The 24631-nt window shown below is 73.0% G+C and carries 24 protein-coding genes; 6 read left to right on the top strand and 18 right to left on the bottom strand.

The genetic code is table 11. From position 1 onward, the window contains the following. The 7 genes from ACL02O_RS07190 to ACL02O_RS07160 all read right to left on the bottom strand — a co-directional run bounded on the left by ACL02O_RS07190 (position 1) and on the right by ACL02O_RS07160 (position 9250). A complete protein-coding gene (locus ACL02O_RS07190) occupies positions 1-468 on the bottom strand; it encodes a DUF4442 domain-containing protein (RefSeq protein ID WP_412817177.1) in 468 nt (155 codons plus the stop codon). A 103-nt stretch (positions 469-571) separates the two neighbouring features. Next, complete coding sequence (locus ACL02O_RS07185; protein ID WP_412817176.1) at positions 572-1876, bottom strand: ABC transporter ATP-binding protein; 1305 nt, start codon at positions 1874-1876, stop codon at positions 572-574. 157 nt (positions 1877-2033) lie between these two features. Then, positions 2034-4226 carry a bifunctional glycosyltransferase/CDP-glycerol:glycerophosphate glycerophosphotransferase gene (locus ACL02O_RS07180; protein ID WP_412817175.1) on the bottom strand — a complete coding sequence of 731 codons (2193 nt, stop codon included), beginning with the start codon at positions 4224-4226 and terminating at the stop codon, positions 2034-2036. Positions 4227-4242: 16 nt separating this feature from the next. Next, a complete protein-coding gene (locus ACL02O_RS07175) occupies positions 4243-6243 on the bottom strand; it encodes a DUF5941 domain-containing protein (RefSeq protein ID WP_412817174.1) in 2001 nt (666 codons plus the stop codon). Then, positions 6240-6983: an ABC transporter ATP-binding protein gene (locus ACL02O_RS07170; RefSeq protein ID WP_412817173.1), complete on the bottom strand. Its 744-nt coding sequence runs from the start codon at positions 6981-6983 to the stop codon at positions 6240-6242. Before ACL02O_RS07170 ends, ACL02O_RS07175 begins: the two co-directional genes overlap by 4 nt. 1 nt (position 6984) lies before the next feature. Beyond that, positions 6985-7815 (bottom strand): ABC transporter permease, encoded by an 831-nt coding sequence (locus ACL02O_RS07165; protein ID WP_412817172.1) that lies wholly within the window; start codon positions 7813-7815, stop codon positions 6985-6987. Between the two features lie 64 nt (positions 7816-7879). Further along, positions 7880-9250 (bottom strand): L-serine ammonia-lyase, encoded by a 1371-nt coding sequence (locus ACL02O_RS07160; RefSeq protein ID WP_412817171.1) that lies wholly within the window; start codon positions 9248-9250, stop codon positions 7880-7882. Between the two features lie 433 nt (positions 9251-9683). Between ACL02O_RS07160 and ACL02O_RS07155 the strand changes: the two genes are divergently transcribed. Beyond that, entirely contained in the window at positions 9684-9881 is a 198-nt protein-coding gene (locus ACL02O_RS07155) for a PspC domain-containing protein (RefSeq protein WP_412817170.1), read from the top strand. 56 nt (positions 9882-9937) lie between these two features. Here ACL02O_RS07155 and ACL02O_RS07150 read toward each other — a convergent pair whose 3' ends face one another. From ACL02O_RS07150 to pdxH, 7 genes are all read right to left on the bottom strand, one after another. Then, the gene (locus tag ACL02O_RS07150) at positions 9938-10702 is read right to left on the bottom strand and encodes a DUF4230 domain-containing protein (RefSeq protein ID WP_412817241.1); all 765 of its coding nucleotides are present in this window, start codon (positions 10700-10702) and stop codon (positions 9938-9940) included. A gap of 98 nt (positions 10703-10800) precedes the next feature. Beyond that, complete coding sequence (locus tag ACL02O_RS07145) at positions 10801-11961, bottom strand: acyl-CoA dehydrogenase family protein (protein ID WP_412817169.1); 1161 nt, start codon at positions 11959-11961, stop codon at positions 10801-10803. A gap of 31 nt (positions 11962-11992) precedes the next feature. After that, positions 11993-12298, bottom strand: coding sequence for a type II toxin-antitoxin system VapB family antitoxin (locus tag ACL02O_RS07140; protein WP_109945322.1), 306 nt, complete (start codon positions 12296-12298; stop codon positions 11993-11995). Between the two features lie 130 nt (positions 12299-12428). Beyond that, positions 12429-13031: a nitroreductase family protein gene (locus ACL02O_RS07135; protein ID WP_412817168.1), complete on the bottom strand. Its 603-nt coding sequence runs from the start codon at positions 13029-13031 to the stop codon at positions 12429-12431. Positions 13032-13033: 2 nt separating this feature from the next. Next, the gene (locus ACL02O_RS07130) at positions 13034-13960 is read right to left on the bottom strand and encodes an aldose 1-epimerase family protein (protein WP_412817167.1); all 927 of its coding nucleotides are present in this window, start codon (positions 13958-13960) and stop codon (positions 13034-13036) included. Positions 13961-14026: 66 nt separating this feature from the next. Then, positions 14027-15322, bottom strand: coding sequence for an MFS transporter (locus tag ACL02O_RS07125; protein ID WP_412817166.1), 1296 nt, complete (start codon positions 15320-15322; stop codon positions 14027-14029). Beyond that, on the bottom strand, positions 15319-15948 hold the full coding sequence (pdxH, locus tag ACL02O_RS07120) for a pyridoxamine 5'-phosphate oxidase (RefSeq protein ID WP_412817240.1): 630 nt from the start codon (positions 15946-15948) through the stop codon (positions 15319-15321). The genes ACL02O_RS07125 and pdxH overlap by 4 nt, the downstream gene beginning before the upstream one ends. Positions 15949-16231: 283 nt before the next feature. Between pdxH and ACL02O_RS07115 the strand changes: the two genes are divergently transcribed. The 4 genes from ACL02O_RS07115 (at position 16232) to ACL02O_RS07100 (ending at position 21108) form a co-directional block, all read left to right on the top strand. Beyond that, the gene (locus ACL02O_RS07115) at positions 16232-17338 is read left to right on the top strand and encodes a citrate synthase 2 (protein ID WP_412817165.1); all 1107 of its coding nucleotides are present in this window, start codon (positions 16232-16234) and stop codon (positions 17336-17338) included. A gap of 278 nt (positions 17339-17616) precedes the next feature. Further along, positions 17617-18744, top strand: a complete 1128-nt coding sequence (gene serC / locus ACL02O_RS07110; protein ID WP_412817164.1) for a phosphoserine transaminase — start codon at positions 17617-17619, stop codon at positions 18742-18744. 188 nt (positions 18745-18932) lie between these two features. Next, positions 18933-20012: a septation protein SepH gene (sepH, locus tag ACL02O_RS07105; RefSeq protein WP_412817163.1), complete on the top strand. Its 1080-nt coding sequence runs from the start codon at positions 18933-18935 to the stop codon at positions 20010-20012. Positions 20013-20121: 109 nt separating this feature from the next. Next, complete coding sequence (locus ACL02O_RS07100) at positions 20122-21108, top strand: aldo/keto reductase (RefSeq protein ID WP_412817162.1); 987 nt, start codon at positions 20122-20124, stop codon at positions 21106-21108. 125 nt (positions 21109-21233) lie between these two features. Here ACL02O_RS07100 and thpR read toward each other — a convergent pair whose 3' ends face one another. The 4 genes from thpR to ACL02O_RS07080 all read right to left on the bottom strand — a co-directional run bounded on the left by thpR (position 21234) and on the right by ACL02O_RS07080 (position 24249). Further along, complete coding sequence (thpR, locus tag ACL02O_RS07095; RefSeq protein WP_412817161.1) at positions 21234-21812, bottom strand: RNA 2',3'-cyclic phosphodiesterase; 579 nt, start codon at positions 21810-21812, stop codon at positions 21234-21236. Between the two features lie 3 nt (positions 21813-21815). Beyond that, positions 21816-22325, bottom strand: a complete 510-nt coding sequence (locus ACL02O_RS07090; protein WP_412817160.1) for a hypothetical protein — start codon at positions 22323-22325, stop codon at positions 21816-21818. Positions 22326-22436: 111 nt separating this feature from the next. Beyond that, a complete protein-coding gene (locus ACL02O_RS07085; RefSeq protein WP_412817159.1) occupies positions 22437-23723 on the bottom strand; it encodes an MFS transporter in 1287 nt (428 codons plus the stop codon). A 76-nt stretch (positions 23724-23799) separates the two neighbouring features. Continuing rightward, positions 23800-24249 (bottom strand): MarR family winged helix-turn-helix transcriptional regulator, encoded by a 450-nt coding sequence (locus ACL02O_RS07080; protein ID WP_412817158.1) that lies wholly within the window; start codon positions 24247-24249, stop codon positions 23800-23802. A gap of 119 nt (positions 24250-24368) precedes the next feature. On the opposite strand from ACL02O_RS07080, the gene ACL02O_RS07075 reads away from it, so the two are divergent. Continuing rightward, positions 24369-24626, top strand: a complete 258-nt coding sequence (locus ACL02O_RS07075; protein WP_412817157.1) for a DUF2530 domain-containing protein — start codon at positions 24369-24371, stop codon at positions 24624-24626. Positions 24627-24631 lie beyond the last annotated feature (5 nt).

Below are 24631 nucleotides of genomic sequence, written 5' to 3'. Positions count from 1 at the left end.
TCAGCGATTCGGCCGAAGCGTCCAGACCACCGTCAGCACCGAGGTGACGGCGCCGTCCTCGGTGCCGATCTCCACCTCGACCGGGAACTCCGGCCGCTGCCCCGCGTCCAGCTCGGCGATGACCTCGGCCGGGGCCCGCCCCAGCCGGGCAGTGGCCCGCACCGGCCCCATGGCGACCTTCTTGTACCCGATGGTGGCGGTCACCGCCAGCGGCACCGCCCGGTCGAGCACCGGACCGAAGGCGGCCAGCACCACCGCCCCGGAGGCGGTCTCCCCGAGGGTGAACATGGCCCCGGCGTGCGGACCGCCGACGTGGTTGTGGTGCTCCGGGAGGTCGGGGAGCCGGACGACCGCCCGCACCCCGCCCTCCGCCTCGGGCGCGACCTCGACGAATTCGATACCGAGCGTACGGGCGAACGGCACGGCCTCGAGCAGGCCGGCCGCCACCTGGCGAGAGTCGATGGACATGCCCGAACGCTACTCGTCGGTAACCTCACCGGCAAGAGGATGCCTCTCACGGAGCGTTACGCGGCTCGGGCCAACATCCACCCCGACGGTCAGCCGGCCCCGCTCAGCGCCAGCCGACGTCGATCCGGTCGCCGCGCTCGTCGAAGAGGTGCAGCGCGTCCATGCGTACCTGGACGGCCAGCGGGTGCCCCGCCGAGACGGCCGGGTACGGGGCGAGTCGCACGGCCAGCTCCGCCGGGCGACGGTGGTGCCGGCCGGGGTCGGCAAGCACGCTGGTCCGGTTCCCCCCGCCGGGCGGCGCGGAGACCGGGGCGTCCACCGACCGGCCGGCGAGCCGCTGCATGACGTGGCCGAACCGGCGCAGGCCACGCTGGCCGGGCATCGCGTTCTCCACCGGGCTGCCCATCTCGTCCACCATGATCGCCGTGGCCCCGATGTCGAGGAAGGCCAGCGACTCGTGGCCGTGGTGCTCCAGGTAGCGGATCCGGCCCTGGAGCACGTCGCCGGGGGTGTCCGGGGCGACCGGGGTGAGCGCCTCGGCCCGCATGCCGACCACGATCCGCTCGCCGTGGTAGTGGGCCACGGCCCGGCTGCGGATGTCGTTCCAGGGCAGGTAGAGCGACTGCTCGCCGAGGTTCAACACCACGTAGCGGTCGAGGTGGACGTAGACCGACGCCTCCAGCAGGTTCATCCGGGGGCTGCCGAGGAACGCGGCGACGTAGAGCGTCGCCGGCCGGCCGTACACCTGGGTCGGGGTGCCCACGTCCTGGAGCACGCCCTTGCGCATGATGGCGACCCGGTCGGCCATGGTCAACGCCTCGGCCTGGTCGTGCGTCACGTAGATGGTGGTGACGCCGAGCTCGCGGGTCAGCCCGGAGATCTCGGCACGCAGCTCGGCGCGCAGACCGCTGTCCAGGTTGGAGAGGGGCTCGTCCATCAGGAACAGGCCGGGCCGGCGCACTATCGCCCGCCCCATCGCGACCCGCTGCCGCTGGCCGCCGGAGAGCTGGCTGGGCTTACGGGCGAGCACGTCCCCGATGCCGAGGGCGCTGGCCACGTCCTGGATCCGCTCTCCACGCGGTCCCGGCTCGACGCCGGACAGCCGCAGCGGGAAGCCGATGTTGTCGCCCACCGTCATGTGCGGATAGAGGGCGAAATCCTGGAAGACCATGGCGATCTTCCGCTCCCGGGGCGGCAGGTCGTTGGCCACCTCGCCGTCGAGCATCACGGCACCGGCGGTCGGATCCTCCAGCCCGGCCACCATCCGGAGCACGGTGGACTTGCCGCAGCCCGAAGGGCCCAGCAGCACCATGAACTCGCCGTCGTTTACGTCCAGATTGATGGTGTCGACCGCGACTGTCCCGTCCTGGAACACCTTGGTGACATCTTTGAGCGCGACGGTGGTCACCGTCTCCTCCCCAGCTCTCGGCCGAACCCGGGAATGACTGTGACCAGGATCATCCGATTCGCACATCGGGTAAACGTTCCATGTTCGTCTCGTGACAGACCCATTACACCGGATCGGTCGGCGCCGATGAGTAAGGTGACCGGCGAGTAACCCCTTCTCAGGCTGGCTCGCCGAGGAATACGTGCCGGACCACCCGCTCGGCGGCGTACCCGTCGTCGAGGGCGCAGAACCGCGCCCGGAACCGCTGCCGGTGCTGCTCGGCCCCGACCGAGTGCAGCGCACCCGACCGGAACACCTCCAGCAGGGCCGGAAAGTCCAGGGCCACCGCCCCGGGCGGCTCGGCGATCAGGTCGAAGTAGACACCCCGGGCCACCCGGTACGCGTCCCAGTCCGGCGCGTACACGACGATCGGCCGGTCCAGCACCGCGTAGTCGAACATCGCCGACGAGTAGTCCGTGACCAGCACGTCCGCCGCCAGGTAGAGGTCCTCCACCCGGTCGTGGGCGCTCACGTCCAGCACCCCGCCGCCCCCGGCCGGGCCGCGGGGCCGCCGGTCCCGGTCGTGGAAGTAGTGGCTGCGCATCAGCAGCCGCCCGGCGGGGCCGAGCACGTCACGCATTCGGTCCGGGTCGAACGGCGGACGCCAACCGGGCAGGTGCTCCCGGTGCGTGGGTGCGTACAGCACCACGAACTCGTCCGGACCGATGCCCAGTTCCTTGCGGACCTGCTGGCACTCGTCCGGGGTGGCCAGCGCCAGCCGGTCGTTGCGCGGATAGCCGACCTCCAGCGTGCGGTAGGCGGCCGGGTACGCCCGCTCCCACATCTGGGTGGAGAAGCTGTTCGAGGAGACGCTGACGTCCCACCGGTCCACCCGGTGCAACAGCTTGGCGAAGTTCATGCCCATCGCACCCGTCGGGTAACGCTGCTGGTCCAGCCCCATCACCTTGACCGGAGTGCCGTGGTGGGTCTGCACGTGCACCGAGCCGGGTCGCTTGCGGACGAAGTCCGGGAAGTTGACGTTGTTGACCAGCCAGCGGGCCCGGGCCAGCGCCCGGTAGTAGTCCCGGGTACCGGCGACCACGTACTCCACCCCGGGCGGGAGGGTGCCCACCCGGTCCCGCCGGACCACCCACACGCCACGCACCTCGGGGGCGAGGCGGCGGGCGGCGGTGTAGATCGCGGCCGGATTGCAGGCGAAACCCCGGTACCAGTACGCGGCGAACACGGCCAGCGTCGGGTCCAACGGCCGGTGCAGCTCGCCCCGGTAGTACTCGCGCAGCGCGGAGTTCCGGGCCTTCCGCGCGGTACGCCGGGCCACCGGCAGCACCCGCCGCCTGACCTTGCGGGCCGTCCGCCGGGCCGTGTCCGCCGCCTGGTTGGCGCCGCGAAGCGCGCTGAACGTCCGCCACCGCCCGGCCGCCACCAGGCGGTGCTTCAGCCCCTCCACGCCGGACGGGACCGGGTAGCCGCCGGGCGGCAGGAAGCGGGCGTAATCGGCGTGGATCTGGGCGAAGAACGCGGGCCGCAGCGCCGAGTCGATCCGCTCGCCGTTGCCGAGCACGGTCAGGTAGTGCCAGATCATCCGCTCGAAGAGGGCCGGGCGCAGCGCGTCGACCGGCCCGTCCCACCGGTCCATCAGCCGGAACACCCGGTGCCACTGGGCGAACACCTCGAAGTGCCGGTCGCCCCGGGTCCGGGTGATCGCCCCGGTCCGCCGCTGCCGGTAGTTGAGGCAGACCCGGTCCAGCACGCCGATCCGCCCGGCGGCCATCAGCGCCGGATAGCTGAACGAGACGTCCTCGTACCAGCCGGGCGCGAAGCGCAGGCCCCGCTCGACCAGGAACTCCCGACGGGCCACCCGGTTCCAGGCGGTGTGCAGCAGCCGCGTGGTCTCCGGCCGGTCCGTCAGCCGGAAGGTCGCCTCACCGGGCGGCTCCGGGAACACGTCGCGCATCGCGCTGCGGGTGCCGACGTTGTTCCAGTGCACCCGGACGTGGTCGACGATCAGCACGTCCGGGCGGGTGGCGACGAGCCGGTCGGCGACGTGCGGCAGGCAGCCCGGGACCAGCCAGTCGTCGCCGTCGACGAACCACACGTACTCGCCGACGGCCCGGTCCAGCCCGATGTTGCGGGCCGGACCGAGCCCGACGTTCTCGGCGAGGACGACCGGTCGGACCCGGGGGTCGCGATGCGCGTACTCGGCCAGGATCTCGGCGCTGTCGTCCGGCGAGGCGTCGTCGATCCCGATCACCTCGAGGTCGTCGTAGGGCTGCTCAAGGATCGAGTCGAGGCACTCCCGCAGGTAGCCCTGCACGCGGTAGGCCGGTACGACGAAGCTGAGCAGAGTCATCCCGGCCGGCCCTCCGTCAGCCCGGCGAGCGCACACCCCCGCCCGTCGGGGCCGGCGTCCGCTGGGCGCGAGCCGGCAGGACCGCCCAGGCGAGGACCACGCTCGCGACAAAAACCACGAGAAGGTACGCACCGAGTGTAGCCAGAGCGATACTCACGATTCCGGCCATTCCGGCGACTGCGGCGAGACCCAGCAGCACGGACCGCCCCTCCCAGCCCAGCGAAGCGGCGTGCAGCGGCGGGGCCGCCTGCCGCTTCTCCAGCCGGGCGGTCAGGTCGTAGTGGTGCAGGGTCAGCACGAAGACGTACCCGAAGATCAGCCAGGCGGACGCGCCGCCGACCACCCCGACCGCGATGGCGAAGAGGTACTCCCCGGCCCGCAGCGCGGCCGGGACCAGCCAGTCCAGCGGCCCGTCCGGGGTCGCCCGGACGCCCAGCGCGGCGAGCAGCCAGACCAGCAGGGCCACCACGACCACCCAGCGCGGCGTGTCGGTGCCCCAGCGCCAGGCGAGCAGGAGCAGCACCGCCGGCCCCAGCGCCGGCAGCCCGGCCAGCCACAGCACGCCGGTCCCCGGGCGGGCAGCCCGGAGCAGGAGACGTTCCACGCCCGACGGGCGGGCCGCCGCGAACCGCTGGAGCACGGGGCCGTCGTCCCGGTGCAGGGTCACGTCGACCGTGGTCATCACCGGCACCCGCATCCACCAGGCCCGCAGCGTCCGCAGCGCACCGGTGTACCCGAACGCCAGCGTGCCCCAGACCAGCACCGCGCAGAGCGAGACCAGCGGACCGAAGAGCGCGGCGGTCACCGCGATCAGCGCCCACCGCTCACCGATCGGGAAGACCACCGTCCGCTTCAGCCAGTACGACACCGAACCGGTGTCCGCCTGCACCTTCGTCGAGGCGGCGTTCAGCTTCCCGCCGATGCCGTCGGCGTCCCCGGCCGCCGCCCGGGGCCGCCGGGCCGCCTCGTCGTGCAGCACGCCGTACCAGGCGTCGGTCATGTGCCGCACGGTCTGCAGGGTCATCGCGGCGATCGCCAGCGCCCAGCCGTAGCGGAAGCCGGCGTGCGTGGCACCGTAGCCGAGGCCGGCGTAGACCACGTACTCCTTGGCCCGGTCGGCCATGGTGTCCAGCCAGCCGCCCCAGGCGCTGAAGTGCCGCGTGTAGCGGGCCAGCTGCCCGTCCACGCAGTCCAGCACGAAGCCCAGGTAGAGCAGGACACCGCCGGCGACCAGCGCGGCCCGGCCGCCGACCCCGAACAGCACGGCGGCGGCCACCGCGAAGGCCACCGAGATCATGGTCACCCCGGTCGGGCTGAGGCCGATCCGGGCGGCCACCCTCGTCACCTGGGGGGACCAGCTGCTGACGAAGAACGTGGTGAAGAAGTCGTCCCGCTCCTTCACCGACAGGCGCAGCTCGGCCTTGTCCTCGTCGACCGCCGCCACCGCCGCCTCGGCCGCGGGCAACTCCGACTCCGCGCCTACCCGGTGCGCCACGAGCAGGCGTACCCGGTGGGCGAAGATCAGCGAGCCACGCGCCGCGAGGCCCGCGAAGAGCTGGTCCAGCGCGGACGCCGGGTCCCCCGCACCCGCCGCCGCCCGCTCGGCGGCGGCGGCCAGGAACGGCAGGTCGGCCGGGCCGACCCGCAGCGCGCCGCCGAACACCCCGGTCGCGCCGGCCGGGTCGCCGACCGCGACCACCTGACCCCGCTCCTCGCGCACCGTCGCCCGGCCGGGGGCCGGCGGGTCGGTGAGCACCAGGGCCACCGTCGGCCCCACCGGGCTGGTCGCCAGGTGCTTCAGTACGGCGGTGTGCGCCACCAGGTCGGCCCCGCTGAGCAGCACCGGGCCGGTAGCGGCGGCCAGCAGTCCGGCCAGCTCGGCCAGGTCGGCGGCGACCCGCACCTCGGTCGCCCCGGCCCGCCGCCACTGCCCGGCGAGCCGGTCGGTCAGGCGTTCCCCGGCATCGGTGGTCAGGCCCGCCGCCGGCCCGGCGGCGAGCACGATCGCGAGCGTCACCGCGGGCACGCGGCGGCGTACGCCCGCAGCGCCTCGTCGATGGTCCCGTCGATGGTGAGCCGTCCGGCGTCGAGGTAGAGCCCCCGACGGCAGAACCGGGTGAGGTCCTTTTCGTTGTGTGACACCAGCACCAGCGTGCGCCCTTCCGCGAGAAGTCGCTCGATGGTCGCATAGCACTTGGCGCGGAACTCCGCGTCCCCGACGGCGGTCACCTCGTCCATCAGCAGGACCGGGTGGGGCAGGTGGGCGATGATCGCGAAGCCGAGCCGGACCTTCATGCCGGAGGAGTAGTGCCGGACCGAGGTGTCCACCGAACGCTCCACCTGCTCCCCGGCGAACGAGACGATCTCGTCGAAGTGCCGCCGCAGGTACCCGGTGGACAGCCCGTGCAGCCCGCCCACCAGGTACAGGTTCTCCCGCCCGGTCAGGTCGTTGGAGAAGCCGGCGGAGAGCTCCAGCAGCGGAGCCACCGCGCCGCGGACCCGGATCCGGCCCTCGTCGGGGATCAGCACCCCGGCGATCAGCCGCAGCAGGGTGCTCTTGCCGGTGCCGTTGCGCCCGACCACCCCCACGGTCTCGCCCGGCTCGATCCGAAACGACACGTCGCGCAGCGGCCAGAACTGGTCGGTGGCGGCGTTCCGCCGGCCCCGGTGGATCGCCAGCTCGCGCAGTCGGAGCTGGCGACGCCGGTTCCGCACGAACCGGATGCCGAGCCCCTCCGCCTCGATGATCGCCGTCATGTCAGAGTTCCTTGAGCACGGCCGGTTCGAGCCGGCTGAACGACCACCAGCCGGCCGCCAGCACCAGCAGGCTGCCCAGCACGGTCACGGCCAGCAGCCGGGCGTCGGGGAACTGGTCCGGGTACCAGATCGCATGGTGCAGCTGGAAGATGCCGACCAGCGGGTTCAGCTCGTATGCGATCTTGACCCAGGTCGGCATACCGGAATCCCGGACGAGAGTCAGCGGGTAGATGATCGGGGTGGCGTAGAAGAGCACCCGGATGATCAGCCGCATGAAGCGCTCGATGTCCCGCATCAGCACGTTCCATGCCGACAGCAGCAGCGCGAGCCCGACCAGCAGGATGAACTGCACGGTCACCGCGAGCGGCAGGGCCAGCAGCGGCCACCAGCCGGGGTGGATCTTCCCGGGCACCAGGTAGATCACCGCGATGCCGAGCAGGATGGGCAGTCCGGCGAGGTACTCGGCGAACCGGCCGGTGACCCGGCCGATCGGGAAGACCTGGCGCGGCACGTTCATCGTGGTGATCAGGCGGGCCTGCCCGGTCAGCGCGTTGGTCGCCTCGGTCAGCGCCGAACTGGCCCACATCCAGGCGAAGATGCCGGTGATCAGGAAGAGTGGGTACGACCCGGCCGCCTCGCCGAGGTGGCGGCGGGTGGCACCGGAGTAGAGCACGCCGAAGACGAACCAGTAGATCAGGCCCATGCCGAGCGGCTCGATGAGCGACCAGAAGTAGCCCAGCACCGACTGCTGGTACTTCACCGCGAGGTCCCGCTTGACCAGGATGCGCAGCGAGTTGCGGGCCGACCAGAGCGCGGCGACTCCTGTCGTCACCGTCCCATCCTCGCCTCCACGGTTCTCGGTCGACACGGGTACCCCCGTGCTCACTCCTTCGGGTTCAGCACTCGATGACGTTGACCGCGAGGCCGCCCCGCGCCGTCTCCTTGTACTTCACCTTCATGTCGGCGCCGGTCTCCCGCATGGTCTTGATGACCTTGTCCAGCGAGACGGCGTGCACGCCGTCGCCGCGCAGCGCCAGCCGGGCGGCGGTGATCGCCTTGATGCTGGCCACCGCGTTCCGCTCGATGCAAGGGATCTGCACCAGGCCGCCGACCGGGTCGCAGGTGAGCCCGAGGTTGTGCTCCATGCCGATCTCGGCCGCGTTCTCCACCTGCTCGGCGGTGCCGCCCATTGCCTCGGCGAGCCCGGCCGCCGCCATCGAGCAGGCCGACCCGACCTCGCCCTGGCAGCCCACCTCGGCGCCGGAGATCGAGGCGTTCTCCTTGAACAGCACCCCGATCGCGCCGGCCGCGAGGAGGAAGCGGATCACCCCCTCCTCGGAGGCGCCGGGCACGAACCGGGTGTAGTAGTGCAGCACGGCCGGGATGATCCCGGCGGCGCCGTTGGTCGGCGCGGTGACCACCCGGCCGCCGGCCGCGTTCTCCTCGTTCACCGCGAGGGCGAACAGGGTGACCCAGTCCATTGCCCGCAGCGGGTCGGTCGTGTCGGCCTCCGCCTCCAGGCTCCGGTGCAGCTCGGCCGCCCGGCGGCGGACCTTCAGCCCGCCCGGCAGCACGCCGTCGCGGGCGCAGCCGTTCTCGACACACTCCCGCATCACGCGCCAGATCTCCAGCAGCCCGGCCCGTACGTCCGCCTCGCTGCGCCAGGAGAGCTCGTTGGCGAGCATCACCTCGCTGATCGACAGCCCGGTGCCGGTGGTCACGGCGAGCAGCTCCGCGCCGGTGAGGAACGGGAACCGCACCCGGGTGCTGTCCGGCTTGATCCGATCCGCCCCGGCCGCCGCCTCGTCCACCACGAAACCGCCACCCACCGAGTAGTACGTGCGGGCGCGGACCAGCGCTCCGGCCGCGTCGTACGCGGCGAACGTCATCCCGTTCGGGTGGTACGGCAGCGACCGCCGCCGGTGCAGCACCAGGTCCCGGTCCGGATCGAAGGCGATCTCCTGGGTGCCGAGCAGGTCGAGCCGCCGACCGGCCCGGATCCGCTCCACCCGCGGGCCCACCGAGTCCGTGTCGACCGTCTCGGGCGCCTCGCCCTCCAGCCCGAGCAGCACCGCCCGGTCGCTGCCGTGGCCGTGCCCGGTGGCGCCCAGCGAGCCGAACAGCTCGGCCTGCACCCGGGCGACGTCGGTGAGCAGCGCGTCGGCCTTGAGCCCGGCCACGAAGGTCCGCGCGGCCCGCATCGGGCCCACGGTGTGCGAGCTGGACGGCCCGATGCCGACGCTGAAGAGGTCGAAAACACTGATCATGGCTGCACTTTCCTCGCCGTCGTACCCGTTGTGCGGATCCGGACCGGTGCGAGCCGCCCCGGTCGGGGACGGCGGGTGGGCCCCCGGGGTACGGGGTCCGACCGGCGAGCCTACCCGCCCAGGTCGGTACCCGCCGTCTCCCGGCGCACGCCCACCCTGCGCGGCCACCCGTCTCCCCACCGTCACCACCCGTCGCCCCGCCGCCCCGCCGAACTGCCGCGTCGCCGTCGAGGTGTCGCAGCGGCGGCCGGCCCGCGCACCGCCGAGGGCAGTCGTGCCGAGCGAGATCCGCCACGCGTCGGCCGCGGGCCGCCGGGGTAAGCACCTACGGGTGCCCGGGTCGCCGATCCTCCTCGGGACCGAGGGCGCGGCGCGCATCCCTTCCTAGCGTGGAATTAGGCGCGGCGGATCGCCGCAGAGTGGGAGTACGACGATGAGTCGCAAACTGGTCCGGCCCCGCCAGGGGCGCATGTTCGCCGGCGTCTGCGCCGGCCTGGCCCAGCGGTTCGGCATGTCCGCCGGCATGGTCCGGCTGCTGTTCCTGCTGTCGCTGCTGCTGCCCGGCACCCAGGTGATCATCTACCTGATCCTCTGGATCCTGATGCCTGACGAGGGCCGCGTGCGCTACTGACCCCGGAACGGGCGACGCCCGCCCGGGAGGCCGGGCGGGCGTCGGGAAGCGCGCGTTCAGGGAGCCGTGTAGGTGACCGTGATCTTCTGGTAGCCGAGGGAACGGAGCAGCCCCTCCAGCATCTTGCGGGTGTTCTCCTCCGCCCGGGCGGTCAGCCCGCTGTCCCGGGCGGCGGAGGTGATCCGGTCCTCGGCCAGCTTGTAGACCGCCTGCTGCCGGTTGGGGTCGCCGGCGACCAGTTCGTTCAGCCGGTTGATCAGGCCGCGCTCCTCGGCGAAGACGTAGCTCTTCTCCAGGTCGAGGTTGGTCTCCCCGAGCTGCGGCGCGGGCAGCTTGATCTCCACCGACTTCTTGTCGGCGGACTCCACGACCGCCCCTTCGGCGATCTTCGAGAAGTCCACGTACGCCTCGACCCGGCCCGCCCCGACGAAGAGCGTCCGCTCGTTGAGCAGGAAGTCCGGCACGTTCTTCCGATCCTTCTGCACGTCGACGACCACCTGGAAGTCACCCTCGGCGGCCACGTACCGGCTGAGGTCCCGGATCGACTTCAGCAGCGGCGGCTGGCTGCGGTCGGTCTGCTGCTGGGCGAACGGGTTGCGGAAGTCCGGCAGGATGCCGGTCGCCTGCACGCCGAGCAGTGCCACCACGACGAGCGCGGCCGCGCCGAGCACCCAGAGCAGGCCCCGGACCGGGCCGCCGGTCGACGCCGGGGCGTCCGGCGCCGGCTCGTCCGTGACGCCGGCCCGGGCCTCGCGGGAGTCACCGGCCGGGTACTCCGGGAACTCCCTGGTGGGCTCGTTGATGTCACCGTCGCGGGCCATCGTCCTCACCGTCCTCGTCAGAAACATCGACTGATGATGACGTTACGGCCCTCGTGCGACACTCGCGCGGCGAGCGGCCCGGGGCGGGCACAGGACGCTCAGGCGAAGGCGGAGAGCCCGGTGAGCTGCTGCCCGATGACCAGCTGGTGGATCTCCGAGGTGCCCTCGTAGGTCAACACGCTCTCCAGGTTGTTGGCGTGCCGCATCACCGGGTACTCGCCGGAGACACCGTTGGCGCCAAGGATGGTCCGGCACTGCCGGGCGATCGCCAGGGCCTCCCGCACGTTGTTCAGCTTGCCCACGCTGACCTGCGCCGGGCGCAGCTTCCCGGCGTCGGCGAGCCGGCCCAGGTGCAGCGCCAGCAGCAGCCCCTTGTTCCACTCGACGGCCATGTCGGCGAGCTTGGCCTGGGTGAGCTGGAAGCCCGCGAGGGGCCGGCCGAACTGGGTCCGGGTGGTCGCGTACGACAGCGCCGTCTCCAGGCAGTCGCGGGCCGCGCCGAGCGCGCCCCACACGATGCCGTGCCGGGCCTCGGTCAGGCAGCTCAGCGGCGCCTTCAACCCGATCGCCTCGGGCAGCCGGGCGTCCGCCGGGAGCCGCACGTCGTCGAGGACGATCTCCCCGGTCAGCGACGCGCGCAGCGACATCTTGTGCTGGATCTCGCGCGCCGTCACGCCGGGCGTGTCCATCGGTACGGCGAAGCCGCGCACGCCTTCGTCGGTGCGCGCCCAGATCACCCCGACGTCGGCGATCGGCGCGTTGGTGATCCACATCTTGCTGCCGTTGAGCACCCAGTCGTCGCCGTCCCGGCGGGCCCGGGTGGCCATCGCGGCCGGGTCGGAGCCGTGGTCCGGCTCGGTCAGCCCGAAGCAGCCGATCGCCTCGCCGGCCGCCATGCCGGGCAGCCAGCGCTGCTTCTGCTCCGCGCTGCCGTAGCGCCAGATGGCGTACATGGCCAGGGAGCCCTGCACCGAGACCAGCGAGCGGACGCCGGAGTCGCCGGCCTCCAGCTCCAGGCAGGCCAGCCCGTACGCGACGGCGGACGCGCCGGCGCAGCCGTACCCGGTCAGGTGCATGCCGAGCAGGCCGAGCTTGCCGAACTCACGAGCCAGCTCACGGGCCGGGACGCGGCCGTCCTCGTACCAGCCGGCGACGTGCGGACGTACCCGGTCGTCGACGAGCTGGCGCACGACGGCGCGGATCTGCCGCTCCTCCTCGCCCAGCGACGCGTCGATGTCCAGCAGGTCGAGAGGAGTCATGCCGTCACCTTAACGAAGGCTCAGTGGGCGGTCACTCGCCCTGCGGGCCGAGCACCAGCACCCGGGCGTGGATCTGGTTGCGCTGCTGGAGCGCCGCGCGCAGCGCCCGGTGCAGGCCGTCCTCCAGGTAGAGACCGCCGTTCCACTGCACGACGTGCGGGAAGAGGTCGCCGTAGAAGGTCGAGTCCTCGGCGAGGAGCTTGTCCAGCGCCAACTCCCGCTTGGTGGTGATGAGCTGGTCCAGCCGCAGCGGCCGCGGCGGGATCTCCGCCCACTGCTTGAGCGTGAGGTTGTGCTCCGGGTAGGGACGCCCGTCCCGGACCGCTCTGAAGATCAAGGCGCGCTCCCCTCCCCCTGGCCCGGCTGGTGATGTCGGTGCCAGCCTAGCCGCACCCGGCACACCGCGTTTTCCTCCCTCATGTCGGTTTCTAGACCTGCAATACCCGGCCAGGCGGGAACAAATCCCCTCAATCCCACCGGCCCCGCCGGACCACCTCGGTCACCGGCCGCCGCCCCCGCCGCAGCGACGGTGACCGGTGGTCGGGCGCCGGATAACCGATGGTGAGCGCGCCGATCGGCTGGTACTCCGCCGGCACCCCGAACGCCTCCCGGTACGCGTCGAGCCGCTGCGGCGGGATGCCGAAGAAGCACCCGCCCAGCCCCTCGTCCACCGCGGTGAGCAGCATCAGCAGCGCGGCGAAGCCGGTGTCCACGTACCAGTACGGCACCGGCCAGCGGTCCGTCGACCGGTCCGCCCAGCCCTTGTCCGGCTCGGCGTACCGGTCCAGATAGACGGAGCGGTTGGCGTGCGGCACCACGATCAGCGGGGCCCGGCGCATGCCGGCCAGCCAGCGGTCCCGGCCGCCCCCGCCCGGAGTGGCCGCCGCCCAGAACCGCTCCCGGTCGGCCGGCTCCTCCAGCACCAGGAAGCCCCAGCCCTGGGCGAAACCCGCCGAGGGAGCCCGGACCGCGTGCGCCAGCAGGCGATCCACCACCTCGGGCGGGACCGGCCGGTCCGGGTCGTAGTTGCGGACCATCCGGCGCCGCCGGACAACCTCGGCGAACTCCACGGTCAGGCCCCGGGCCGGATGCCCCAGGCACCCCGCCAGGTCTCGCCGGGGGCCAGCGAGATGAGGTCCTTGCCGGAGCGGAACGCGTCCGCCGGGCAGGTCATCGGCTCGACCGCGACCGAGCGGCGGCGGCGCTCGCCGGGCAGCGTGTCCCCGGTGAACACCTGCCACCAGCCGAACTCGCGGTCCGCCCACACGTGCAGCGCCGAGCCGTCCGGCGCGGCGAGGGTCACCGCCGAGCCACCGTCGGCGTCCCGCACGACGTCGCCGAAGGCCGTGTCCAGCACGGCGTCGCCGATCGCCCGCGGCTCGGTGAAGTCGTACTCGGTGCCGGCGACCTCCGTGGCGGCCAGCGGCAGCATCCGGTTGTCCACCAGCACCCGGGTACGCGCCGGCACCCGCAGCGACACCTCGTCCACCGCCGCCTTCGGCAGCCGCAGGTAAGGGTGGGTCGCGAAGCCGAAGGGCGCCGCCTCGCCGGCCAGGTTGGTCACCTCGTGCTCGGCGCGCAGCCCGTCCGCCCCGACGCTCCACCGGGTCCGCAGCCGCAGCGCCCACGGGTAGCCCGGGCTCGGCGGCAGCTCGTAGCCGACGGTCACCGCCTCCGGCGACTGCTCGACCAGGTGCCAGGAGACCCAGTTGACCAGGCCGTGCATGGCGTTGTGCCGGGCCGGCTCGCTCAGGTCGAGCTGCAACGACCGCTCGCCGAAGGTGTACGCGCCGTCCCGGATCCGGTTCGGCCAGGGCGCGAGCACGTGGCCGGCCGAGCCGGGGCAGAGCTCGTCCGCCTCGTACCCGTCGACGTGGTCGACCCCGTCGTGCCGGTAGGCCCGCAGGCCACCGCCGACCTCGACCACGACGGCCTCGTGGCCGTCGGCGGCGATGGTCCACTGTGCGCCGGAGGGGGACGGGTGCGTGGCGTTCTCCATGCCGGCGACCTTAGCCCGTCCCCGTCGGCCCCCGCTGGCTTCGATGATCGCGTCCCGACCGGTGGGTCAGTCCCGGCCGGCGGCGGTCGCCGCCCGGTAGCGGAGCAGCGCCGGGAAGGCCACCACCAGCAGCACGGCCAGGATCGCGGAGGCGACGCCGCCGCCGACCATCGCGACGCCGGTGCCGAACGCCGCCGCCGTCGCACCGGCCCGGAGGTCGCCCAGGCGCGGGCCGCCCGCGACCACCACGGTGTTCACCCCCTGGAGCCGGCCGCGCATCCGGTCGGGGGCGTAGACCAGCAGCATCGACTGCCGCAGGGTCGCGCTGACCAGGTCAGCGGCCCCGGCCAGGCCGAGCAGCGCCACCACCAGCCAGAGCTGCCGGGCCAGCCCGGCCAGGGCGATCGCCACGCCCCAACCCACCACGGCCACCACCAGGGCCAGCCCCTGCCGGCGTACCCGGCCGATCCAGCCGGAGGTGAGGCCGCCCAGCATCGCCCCGATGGCGATCGCGCTGTAGAGCCAGCCGACCGCGGCACCGCCGCCGAACCGCTCGTGCGCCAGCTCGGGGAAGAGCGCCCGGGGCATGGCCAGGATCATCGCGACGAGGTCGATGGCGAAGGAGAGCAGCAGCACCGGCGTGGTGGCCAGATAGCGGAACCCGTCCACGATGCTGGCCAGCCCCGCCCGGCGCGGGGAGCCGTGGCCGTCCGGATCCGGCTCCGGCCGCATCGCGGGCAGCCGCAGCGTGGCCCAGAGCGAGACGGTGAACAGCAGCGCGTCCACCGCGTACGCGATCGGCAGCCCGACCTCGGTCCGCCAGGTCGCGAAGATCAGCCCGGCCGTCAGCGGCCCGAAGACCGAGGCCGCGGTGAAGGTGGTGAAGTTCAGCGTGCTGGCCGCCGGCACCAGCTCGGCCGGTACCAGCCGCGGCAGGATCGCGCTCCGCGCCGGCGAGGTGATCGCGAACGCGGTCGACTGCACCGCCACGAGCAACAGCAGCAGGGTCGGGCTGCCGACCCGGAGCAGCGCCTGGACCAGCAGCGCCAGGGTCGACGCCCAGAGCAGCCCACCCCCGGCCAGCAGCACCCGCCGCCGGTCCCGGGCGTCGGCGACCGCCCCGCCCCAGAGCCCGAACACCAGCAGCGGCACGAACCCGGCGATCCCGAGCAGGCCGACCCAGAACGAGCCGCCGGTCAGGTTGAACATCTCCACCGGTACGGCCACGGCGGTGAACTGGAAGCCGAACATGGCCACGGCGTTGCCGAGCCACACCCGCCGGTACGCGGGCACGCCCAGCGGGCGCAGGTCGATCGCCCAGCGGCGCGCTCCGCGCGGCCGGGCCTCCTTGACTCCGGTCACGGCGCCAGCCGCTCGACGACCCAGGCACCCTCGTCGGTCCGCCGGTAGCGCAGCCGGTCGTGCAGCCGGCTGGCCCGGCCCTGCCAGAACTCCACCGTCTCCGGGCGGACCCGGAATCCGCCCCAGTGCGGCGGCGCGGGGATCCCGTCCACCCCGGCGAAGCGCTCGGCCGCCGCCCGGTACGCCGCGTCCAGCGCCGCGCGGTCCGGGACGACCCGGGACTGGCTGCTGGCCCAGGCCCCGAGCTGGGAGCCGCGCGGCCGGCTGGCGAAGTACGCCTCGGTCTCGGCCCGGTCGACCTGTTCCACCCGCCCGGCCACGACCACCTGCCGCTGCATCGGGAACCAGGGGAAGACCAGGCTGGCCCACGGGTTGGCGGTCGCCTCGGCGCCCTTGCGCGAGCCGTAGTTGGTGTAGAAGACGAAGCCCTCCGGGTCGTACCCCTTCAGCAGGACGGTCCGGCCGCTGGGGCGGCCCTCGGCGTCGGCGGTGCCGACCACCATCGCGTTCGGTTCGGGCAGCGGGTACGCCACCGCGTCGGCGAACCAGCAGGCGAACTGGGTCGGCCAGTCCGGAGCCAGGTCCGATTCGGAAAGGCCCAGGTCGGCCGCGTACTCGTTACGCATGCCGGCCGGAGCTGGTGTGTTGCCCGTCACAGTCTTCGTCTCCCTCGTCGGGGCGGCCGCGTCCCCCGACGCTGGCCAGACCCCACCGCCAAGTCTGGTCGAGGCCGTGAGCTTGTCCACCCATGGGGATGTCGCGTGGCGCACAGTCGCGGTGGGTCGCGCACTCGGTTACCCAGCAGGCAAGATGTCACGAACCACAACCCTGAGAGGGTCGCCCGGGGTCGCGGGGCCGGATCAGCCCGCCCGCCCGGGCGCACACCGCCGCCGGAAGCCAGGAGACGATATGTCCGACTTCAAACCGGGCCTGGAGGGCGTCGTAGCCTTCGAGACCGAGATCGCCGAACCGGACCGCGCGGGCGGGTCGCTGCGTTATCGCGGCGTGGACATCGAGGATCTGATCGGCCAGGTCTCCTTCGGCAACGTCTGGGCGCTGCTGGTCGACGGGCGGTTCGGCCCCGGCCTGCCGCCGGCCGAGCCGTTCCCGGTGCCGGTGCACTCCGGTGACATCCGCGTCGACGTGCAGTCCGCGGTCGCCATGCTCGCCCCGTACTGGGGGCTCAACCAGCTTCTCGACATCTCCGACGAGCAGGCCCGCGAGGACCTGGCCCGGGTGTCGGTCACCGCGCTCTCCTTCGTCGCCCAGTCCGCGCGCGGCCTCGGCCTGCCCGCGGTGCCGCAGAAGGAGATCGACAAGGCGGAGACGATCGTCGAGCGCTTCATGAAGCGCTGGCGGGGCGAGCCCGACCCGCGGCACGTCAAGGCCGTCGACGCGTACTTCATCTCGGCCGCCGAGCACGGCCTGAACGCCTCCACCTTCACCGCCCGGATCGTCGCCTCCACCGGCGCCGACGCCGCCGCCTGCATCTCCTCCGGCATCGGCGCGCTCTCCGGCCCGCTGCACGGCGGCGCCCCGTCGCGGGTGCTCAGCATGCTGGAGGCCGTCGAGCGCAGCGGCGACGCCGAGGGGTACGTCAAGGGCGTCCTCGACCGCGGTGAGCGGCTGATGGGCTTCGGCCACCGGGTCTACCGGGCCGAGGACCCGCGCGCCCGGGTGCTCCGCCGCACCGCCAAGGAGCTGGGCGCGCCGCGCTTCGAGGTTGCCGAGGCGCTGGAGCGGGCCGCCCTCGCCGAGCTGCAGGCCCGCCGCCCGGACCGGGTGCTCGCCACCAACGTCGAGTTCTGGTCGGCCGTGGTGCTGGACTTCGCCGAGGTGCCGGCGCACATGTTCACCTCGATGTTCACCTGCGCCCGGATGGGCGGTTGGTCCGCGCACACCCTGGAGCAGAAGAAGCTCCAGCGCCTGGTCCGCCCGTCCGCGAAGTACGTCGGCCACGGCCCGCGCAAGCCGCAGCAGGTCGAGGGCTGGGACGCCGTCCCGCACGGCGTCTGAGGTGTCCGGAAGGGGGGCACCTCGCAACACCCCCCGAGGATCGGCGACGCCAGCGAGGCCCCGGCTCCGGCCGGGGCCTCGCCGCATGTGGCGCATCCCTCAGCCCCGGCGGTGGGACCAGCCGTCGGGGCAGGTGGTGCGGGTGCGAGGATGAAGGCCGGCAGTGCCGCCGGACCGGGCTCGGATCCCGGCTCCCCCGCGCGCCCCGCGCGCGGCCGTCGTCGGTCCGCGCCCGCATCAGGGCCCGTCCCCGCCCATGCGGAAGGATCGAGAAAACCGTGGCTGACGCACCGACCATCCGGATTCCCGACGACATCAAGCCCGCCGACGGGCGCTTCGGCTGCGGGCCGTCCAAGGTCCGTCCGGCGGCCGTCTCCGCCCTCGCCGACGTCGCCACCAGCTACCTGGGCACCTCGCACCGGCAGAAGACGGTCCGCGACCAGGTGGCCCGGCTGCGCCGGGGCATCGCCGAGTTCTTCTCCCTGCCCGAGGGCTACGAGGTGGTGATCGGCAACGGGGGCACCACCGCCTTCTGGGAGGTCGCCACCTTCGGCCTGGTCCGCGACCGGGCCCAGTTCGCCAGCTTCGGCGAGTTCGGCGCGAAGTTCGCCAAGTCGGTCAAGGACGCACCGTTCCTGGGCGAGCCGACCGTCCGCAAGGCCGAGCCGGGCACCGCGCCGACCCTGGTCGCCGAGGCGGGCGTGGACGTCTACGCCACCCCGCACAACGAGACCTCCACCGGCGTCGCCGTGCCGATCAGCCGGGTGGCGGGCGCCGACGAGGGCTCGCTGCTGCTGGTTGACGCCACCTCCGGCGCCGGCGGCCTGGACGTCAACGTCGGCGAGACCGACGTCTACTACTTCGCCCCGCAGAAGTGCTTCGGCTCCGACGGTGGCCTCTGGCTGGCCCTCATGTCGCCGACCGCGCTCGCCCGGGCCACCGAGATCAAGGAGTCGGGCCGCTACGTCCCGGCCTTCCTGGATCTGGTCACCGCGATCGACAACTCGCGGCTGGAGCAGACGTACAACACGCCCGCGCTGGCCACCATCTTCCTGGCCGCCGAGCAGACCGACTGGATGAACGCGCAGGGCGGCCTCTCCTGGGCGGCCAAGCGCACCGCCGAGAGCGCCGGCACCGTGTACGGCTGGGCGGAGCGGGCCGAGTTCGCCACCCCGTTCGTGGCCGACCCGGCGCTGCGCTCCAACGTGGTCGCCACGATCGACTTCGCCGACGGGGTGGACGCCTCGGCGATCGCCAAGGCGCTGCGCGCCAACGGCATCGTGGATACCGAGCCGTACCGGAAGCTGGGTCGCAACCAGCTCCGCATCGCGCTCTTCCCGGCGGTGGAGCCGGCCGACGTCGAGGCGCTCACCGCGTCCATCGACTACGTGGTCGAGCGACTCTGATCACCTCGTGACGGTGGGTGGCCGTCGGGGCTCCGCCGGCCACCCACCGTGATCATCGCCGCAGCTCAGTCGCGACATGCCGGGTGTCGCATCCCCCACCTCCGGGTAGATGAGCGTACGGTGGTGCGAGACGCCCGGGTGGCCGGCTCGTGGCGCGACGGCCAGCGAAGCGGGACGGAGGCAAGCCCATGCGCCCAGTACGCTTCGTCGCCCTCTCCGAGGACGGTCAGGCTCTGGTGCTCGCCGACGAGGTCGGGCGCCTGCTCGCCCTCCCCATCGACGAACGCATCGCCACGGCGTTGCACGCCGAGCCCGGCGCGGCCCCGCTGGCGGCGGTGCCGACCACCGCCGATCCGACGCCGTCACTCTCCCCGCGGGACATCCAGGCCCGGATCCGCTCCGGCGAGTCCGCCGAGGACGTCGCCCGGATCGCCGGCGTCCCGGTCGACCGCGTCCTGCGCTACGCGGGCCCGGTGCTCCAGGAGCGGGCCATGCTCGCCCAGCACGCCCGGCGGACCCGGCTCAAGGGCGCGGAGAAGCCCACCCCGCTGGCCGAGGTGGTCAACGGCCGCCTGGCCCAGCACGGGATCGACACCGAGAAGATCTCGTGGGACGCCTACCGGCGGGACGACGGCACCTGGCGGATCATCGCCACCTGGCCGTCGGGCAAGGCCACCGCGCAGGCGGTCTGGGACCTCGACAAGACCCGGCAGCAGGTCGCGCCGCACGACGACATGGCGCAGTACCTGTGCGCCGAGCGCCCCACGCCGATCCTCGGCCAGGAGCCGGCACCGGAGCGGGGCGGTCACGCGCTGCCCGGCCCGTCGCGCGGCGAGCCGAGCCGGGGCGGGCACGGCCTGCCGGCGCCGGCGGAGCACGCCCGCCCGGGCCGGGACCCGATCCGCGCCGGCCGGGACGCCCTGCTCGCCTCGCTGGACCGGCCGCTCGGCGGCGCGTCCGGCCGGGGTCTGGAGACCCGGTCCCCGGCCGCGCTGGCCGGTCCGGACGCGCCCCGGCAGCGGGCCGTCTCCGGCGGAGCGGCGGCACTGCTCGGCGGCGGTCAGGGCTCGGCGTTCGACGACGACTCGGACGCACCGAAGGAGGTCCCGGCCGTACCCTCGCTGGCCGTGCTGCGGCCGCGCCGCACGGGCGCCGCGGCGGCCGGTGGCAGCGAGTCGACGGAGGCCGGCGGCAAGCCGCGTAAGCGCCTGCCGAGCTGGGACGACGTCCTCTTCGGCAGCGGCCCGGCCGCCCGCGAGTCGTCCTGACCGACGGTCCACGCTGGTAGGCGACGGCTCCAGGTCGCAGCGCGGCGTCGGACGCGCGGAGCTGGAGTTGTCGTGGGCACTCGAAGTGCCCGCGTGCCAGGGTGGACGCATGGAGTACACGAACCTGGGACGCACAGGTCTTTCGGTGAGCCGGCTCTGCCTCGGCACCATGAACTTCGGGCCGCAGACCGACGAGCCGGACAGTTTCGCCATCATGGACCGGGCGCTCGACCACGGGATCAACTTCTTCGACACCGCCAACGTGTACGGCTGGAAGCTCGGTGAGGGCGTCACCGAGCAGATCGTCGGCCGCTGGTTCGCGCAGGGCGGCGGGCGCCGCGACAAGGTGGTGCTGGCCACCAAGGTGTACGGCAAGATGAGCGAGTGGCCCAACGACCAGGGCCTCAGCGCCCGGCACATCATCCGGGCCTGCGAGGAGTCGCTGCGCCGGCTGCAGACCGACACCATCGACCTTTACCAGATGCACCACATCTCGCGGACCACGCCGTGGGAGGAGATCTGGCAGGCGATGGAGACCCTGGTCGCCCAGGGCAAGGTCCTCTACGTCGGATCGTCCAACTTCGCCGGTTGGCACATCGCCCAGGCGCAGGCCGCGGCGGGCCGGCGCAACTTCCTCGGCCTCGTCTCCGAGCAGTGCATCTACAACCTGATGACCCGCTGCGTCGAGTTGGAGGTCATCCCGGCCGCGCAGCACTACGGGCTGGGCATCATCCCCTGGTCCCCGCTGCACGGCGGGTTGCTCTCCGGGATCATCCGGAAGATGGCCGAGGGCAGCGCGGCCCGCGGCACCAGCGGCCGGTCGGCCGACGCGCTCGCCGCGCACCGGCCCACCGTCGAGGCGTACGAGAAGCTCTGCGCGGACCTCGGCCACGATCCGGCCGACGTCGCGCTGGCCTGGCTGCTCTCGCGCCCCGGGGTGACCGCCCCGATCGTCGGCCCGCGCACCATGGACCAGTTGGACCGCAACCTCGGCGCCCTCGACATCACCCTCGACGAGGCCACCTTGCAGAAGCTCGACGAGCTCTTTCCGCCGGTCGGCAACGGCGGCCCCGGCCCGGAGGCCTGGGCCTGGTGACGCCGCGCCGGGTCGCGCCTGGCCGGCCCGGCGCATGATCCACGGGTTGCGGCATGTCTCGGCTTCCGGTCCTCGGAATGCCCCGGCATGCCGCAACCCGTCACCCCAGGTGCGCGCCGGTCCGCTCAGACCGGCCAGGCCGCCAGGCGGTCGTAGCTGGGGTGCGGGCCGGGGTGGCTGCGGACCAGGACGAGTTCGGCGGCCGGCCATTCCGGGCCGAGGTAGTCGTGCAGGGTCTCGCGGTCGGCCAGGATGTCGGCGCGGTCGACCCGATCGCCGGGGCGGGCGATGGTCAGGTGCGGCCGGAACGGCCGCTCGTCGTGCGGCAGGCGGGCCCGGCGCAGGCCGAGCCGGATCAGCCGGGCCAGCGTCGCCAGCGCCTCGACGTCGCCCCGCAGATCCACCCAGAGGACGGTGAACCGGCCACGTCCGAAGCTGCCGCCACCGCCCAGTCGGAGCCGGGGGGAGCTGGCCCGGCCGTCCCGGAACGTCTCAACAGCCACGCCGAGCGTGCTCTCCACCTCGACCAGTCGGTCGTCCTCGACGTCGCCGAGAAAGGCGACGGTGAGGTGGGCCTCGGCCGGGTCGGCCAGCCGTACGTTGGTGCCGGCGGCGGAGGCGGCCCCGACCCGGAGCCGGGTGACCTGGCCGGTCAGGTCCTCGACCGCCGGCCGGGGCGGGTAGACCGCGACGAAGAGCCGCACCGGTCAGCGGTGCCGCTGGTGGTGGCCGGCACGGGCGGCGGGCAGGGTGAGCCCGGCGGCGTGCAGCAGCCCCTCCACCCGGACCCGCTCGATCTCCCGGTCGACACCGTCCAACTCGGCCAGATGCTCCACGATGCCCAGTGCCCGGCAGGCGGCGCGCAACCGCTCGTCGTACGCGTCGATGACCGCGCCGTGCCAGACCACCGACCGGTGGACGGCGGCGAGCCGGTGCCCACCGAGCCGGCGCAGGTCGGTGGCGAGCTGTTCCAGCGGTCGCCGGCCGTCCCGGTCGAACTCGGTGAGGTCGATGTCCCGGGTGAGCGCGTCCGCCTCGATCGCCCGGTCCAGCCGGGCGATGGTGCGCTGTTCGCGGCGCTGCTCCCGCCACTCGGCCCACCGGCAGACCACCCGATCGATGATCTCGTCGGCGCAGAAGGCCAGCGCGAAGAGGGCGGGTAGGCAGCACACGGCGAGAATCGCCAGCACCAGCAGCAGTCCCCGGCCCGCTCCCACATATCGACGTTAAGCCGCGTCGCGGCCGGCCGCCACCCGATTGCCGACATCCGGACGCGAATGTATGGGCGGGGACCGGCCCCCCGTGTCGGGGACCGGCCCCTGCGAAAATCACTCCGCGCCGGGCGAAACCACGTAGAAGCGGGGCATCGGCAGCACCCGGAGCCGCAGCCGGGCGCCGGACCGGCGGAGCTGCCAGGTGAGCGCGAGGAGCGCGGCGGCCAGCGAGATCAGGCCACCGATCCAGATGCTCGCCCCGGCGCCGAAGGTCTCGGCCACCCAGCCGATGATCGGCGCGCCGACCGGGTTGGTGCCGAGGAAGACCAGCACCCACAGGGCCATGACCCGGCCCCGGAAGGCGGCGTCGACGCCGAGCTGGACCCGCTGGTTGGCGGCCTGGGCGAAGAAGACCATGAAGAACCCGGTCGGCATCAGCAGCGCCACCACCAGCCCGTACGTCGGGGCGAGCCCGACCAGGGTGCCGAAGCTGGCGCAGCCGATCGCCGCACCGAGGACCAGCCAGACCGAGGGGCGGCTGCGCCGACCGGTGCCGGCCAGCGCCCCGGCCAGCGCGCCCACCGCGAGGGCGGTGCTGAACAGGCCGAAAGAGGCGGCCCCGGTCTTGAACACGGTCTTGGCCAGCGCGGCGAGGGTGAGCTGGAAGTTGAACAGGCTCATCCCGACCACCGACATCAGCGCCATCGGCAGCAGGAGGTCCGCCCGGCGCCAGACGTACCGCAGGCCGTCCACCACCCGGGCCCGGTCGCGCTGGCCGGTCGCCGGCAGGTCCTTGCGGTGCAGCTCCTCGGGGCGCATCCGCACCACGTTGACCAGCGGGGCGATCGAGCTGAGCGCGGTGAACAGGAACACCGGCCCGACGTCGAAGGCGGCGATGGCCAGGCCGGCGACGGCCGGCCCGACGATCCGGGCCGAGTTGAAGGTGGCCGCGTTGAGGGAGAGCGCGTTCGGCAGCAGCGGCACGCCGACCAGCTCGGAGACGAACGCCTGCCGTACCGGGGTCTCCACCGCGTTGGCCACCCCGAGCAGGCCGGCGAACGCGAAGACGTGCCAGAGCTGCACCAGCCCGGTGAGCACCAGCAGGCTCATCACCAGCGCCAGCACGGTCCAGAACGCGTTGGCGACGAACAGCAGCAGCCGCTTGTCGTACCGGTCGGCGAGGCGGCCGGAGAGCAGGGTCAGCAGCAGGACGGGGGTGAACTGCAGCGCGGTGACCACACCGAGCGCAGTGGCGGAGTTGTCGCTGAGCTCGAGGACGAGCCAGTCCTGGGCGATGAACATCATCCAGACGCCGATCAACTTGATCAGCTGTCCGGTGGCGAAGAGTCGGTAGTTGCGGACTCGTAGGGACTGGAACATCGTGCTCAGCTTGGCCTGCACTCTAGGTGCGCCTCCTTGCGATCATGTACGCCTCATCCACAGCGGACGAAGCGGACCGCGGGGCGCGGGTACCGGCTCAGGCGCGAGCGATTCCCTGGAGGATCTCGGCGGCCCGCCGCAGCGTGTCGCGTTCCTCCTCGGTGAGCGCGGCCAGCCGCTCGGCCAGCCATGAGTTGCGGGCCCGCTCGAACTGTTCGAGCACCGCCCGTCCCCCCTCGGTCGCCGCGAGGATGACCTGCCGGCCGTCGGTCGGGTGGGGGGTGCGCTGCACGAGGCCGCGCTCCTCCAGCTTCGCGACGATCTTGGTCATCGTCGGCGGCTGCACCCGCTCAACGTCGGCCAGCTCCCGGGGTGTCAGCGCGCCCGCCAGCTTGAGGCTGGTGAGCGCGGAGAGCTGGGTGACCGTCAGGTCACCGACCGGGCGGGCCTGTCGGACCCGCCGGTTGAGCCGAGTGATCGCATCACGCAACTGAGGGGCCAGCTGCGCCGGTGGCACGCGTTTCGCCGTCACCGTCCGCTCCGTCACAGTAGTTAGTTTAACTAATGAGCCTGGCTAACGACATCGGATATGACCGGACTCACGAGGTCCGCGCATCGTCCCAGATCATCGGCGGCGAGGGGAAGACGATCGCGTACGCTGTGGCCGTGCCCCAGGAGCAACCGCCACGGCCCGAGCCGCTCGACCCGCCGATGGTGCCGATCGCCGTCGCGGGGCTGATCATCTGGGCGGTGGTGGGGCTGGTGCTGCTGGCCTTCCGCGGTTGGCTCACCGAGCACGGGCACCAGAACTGGCTCTGGACCTGCCTGGCCGGATTCCTGTGGGGCTTTCCCGGCCTCGCGGTGATGATGCGGCACGACGCGAACCGGCGTCGCCGCCGGGAGGCCGCCGCCGGTCAGGGCTGACCCGT

The sequence above is a fragment of the Micromonospora mangrovicola genome (assembly GCF_047200535.1).
Lineage (GTDB): Bacteria > Actinomycetota > Actinomycetes > Mycobacteriales > Micromonosporaceae > Micromonospora.
The sequence above is the reverse complement of the archived record's forward strand: the minus strand, read 5'-3'. Positions and strand labels throughout refer to the sequence as shown.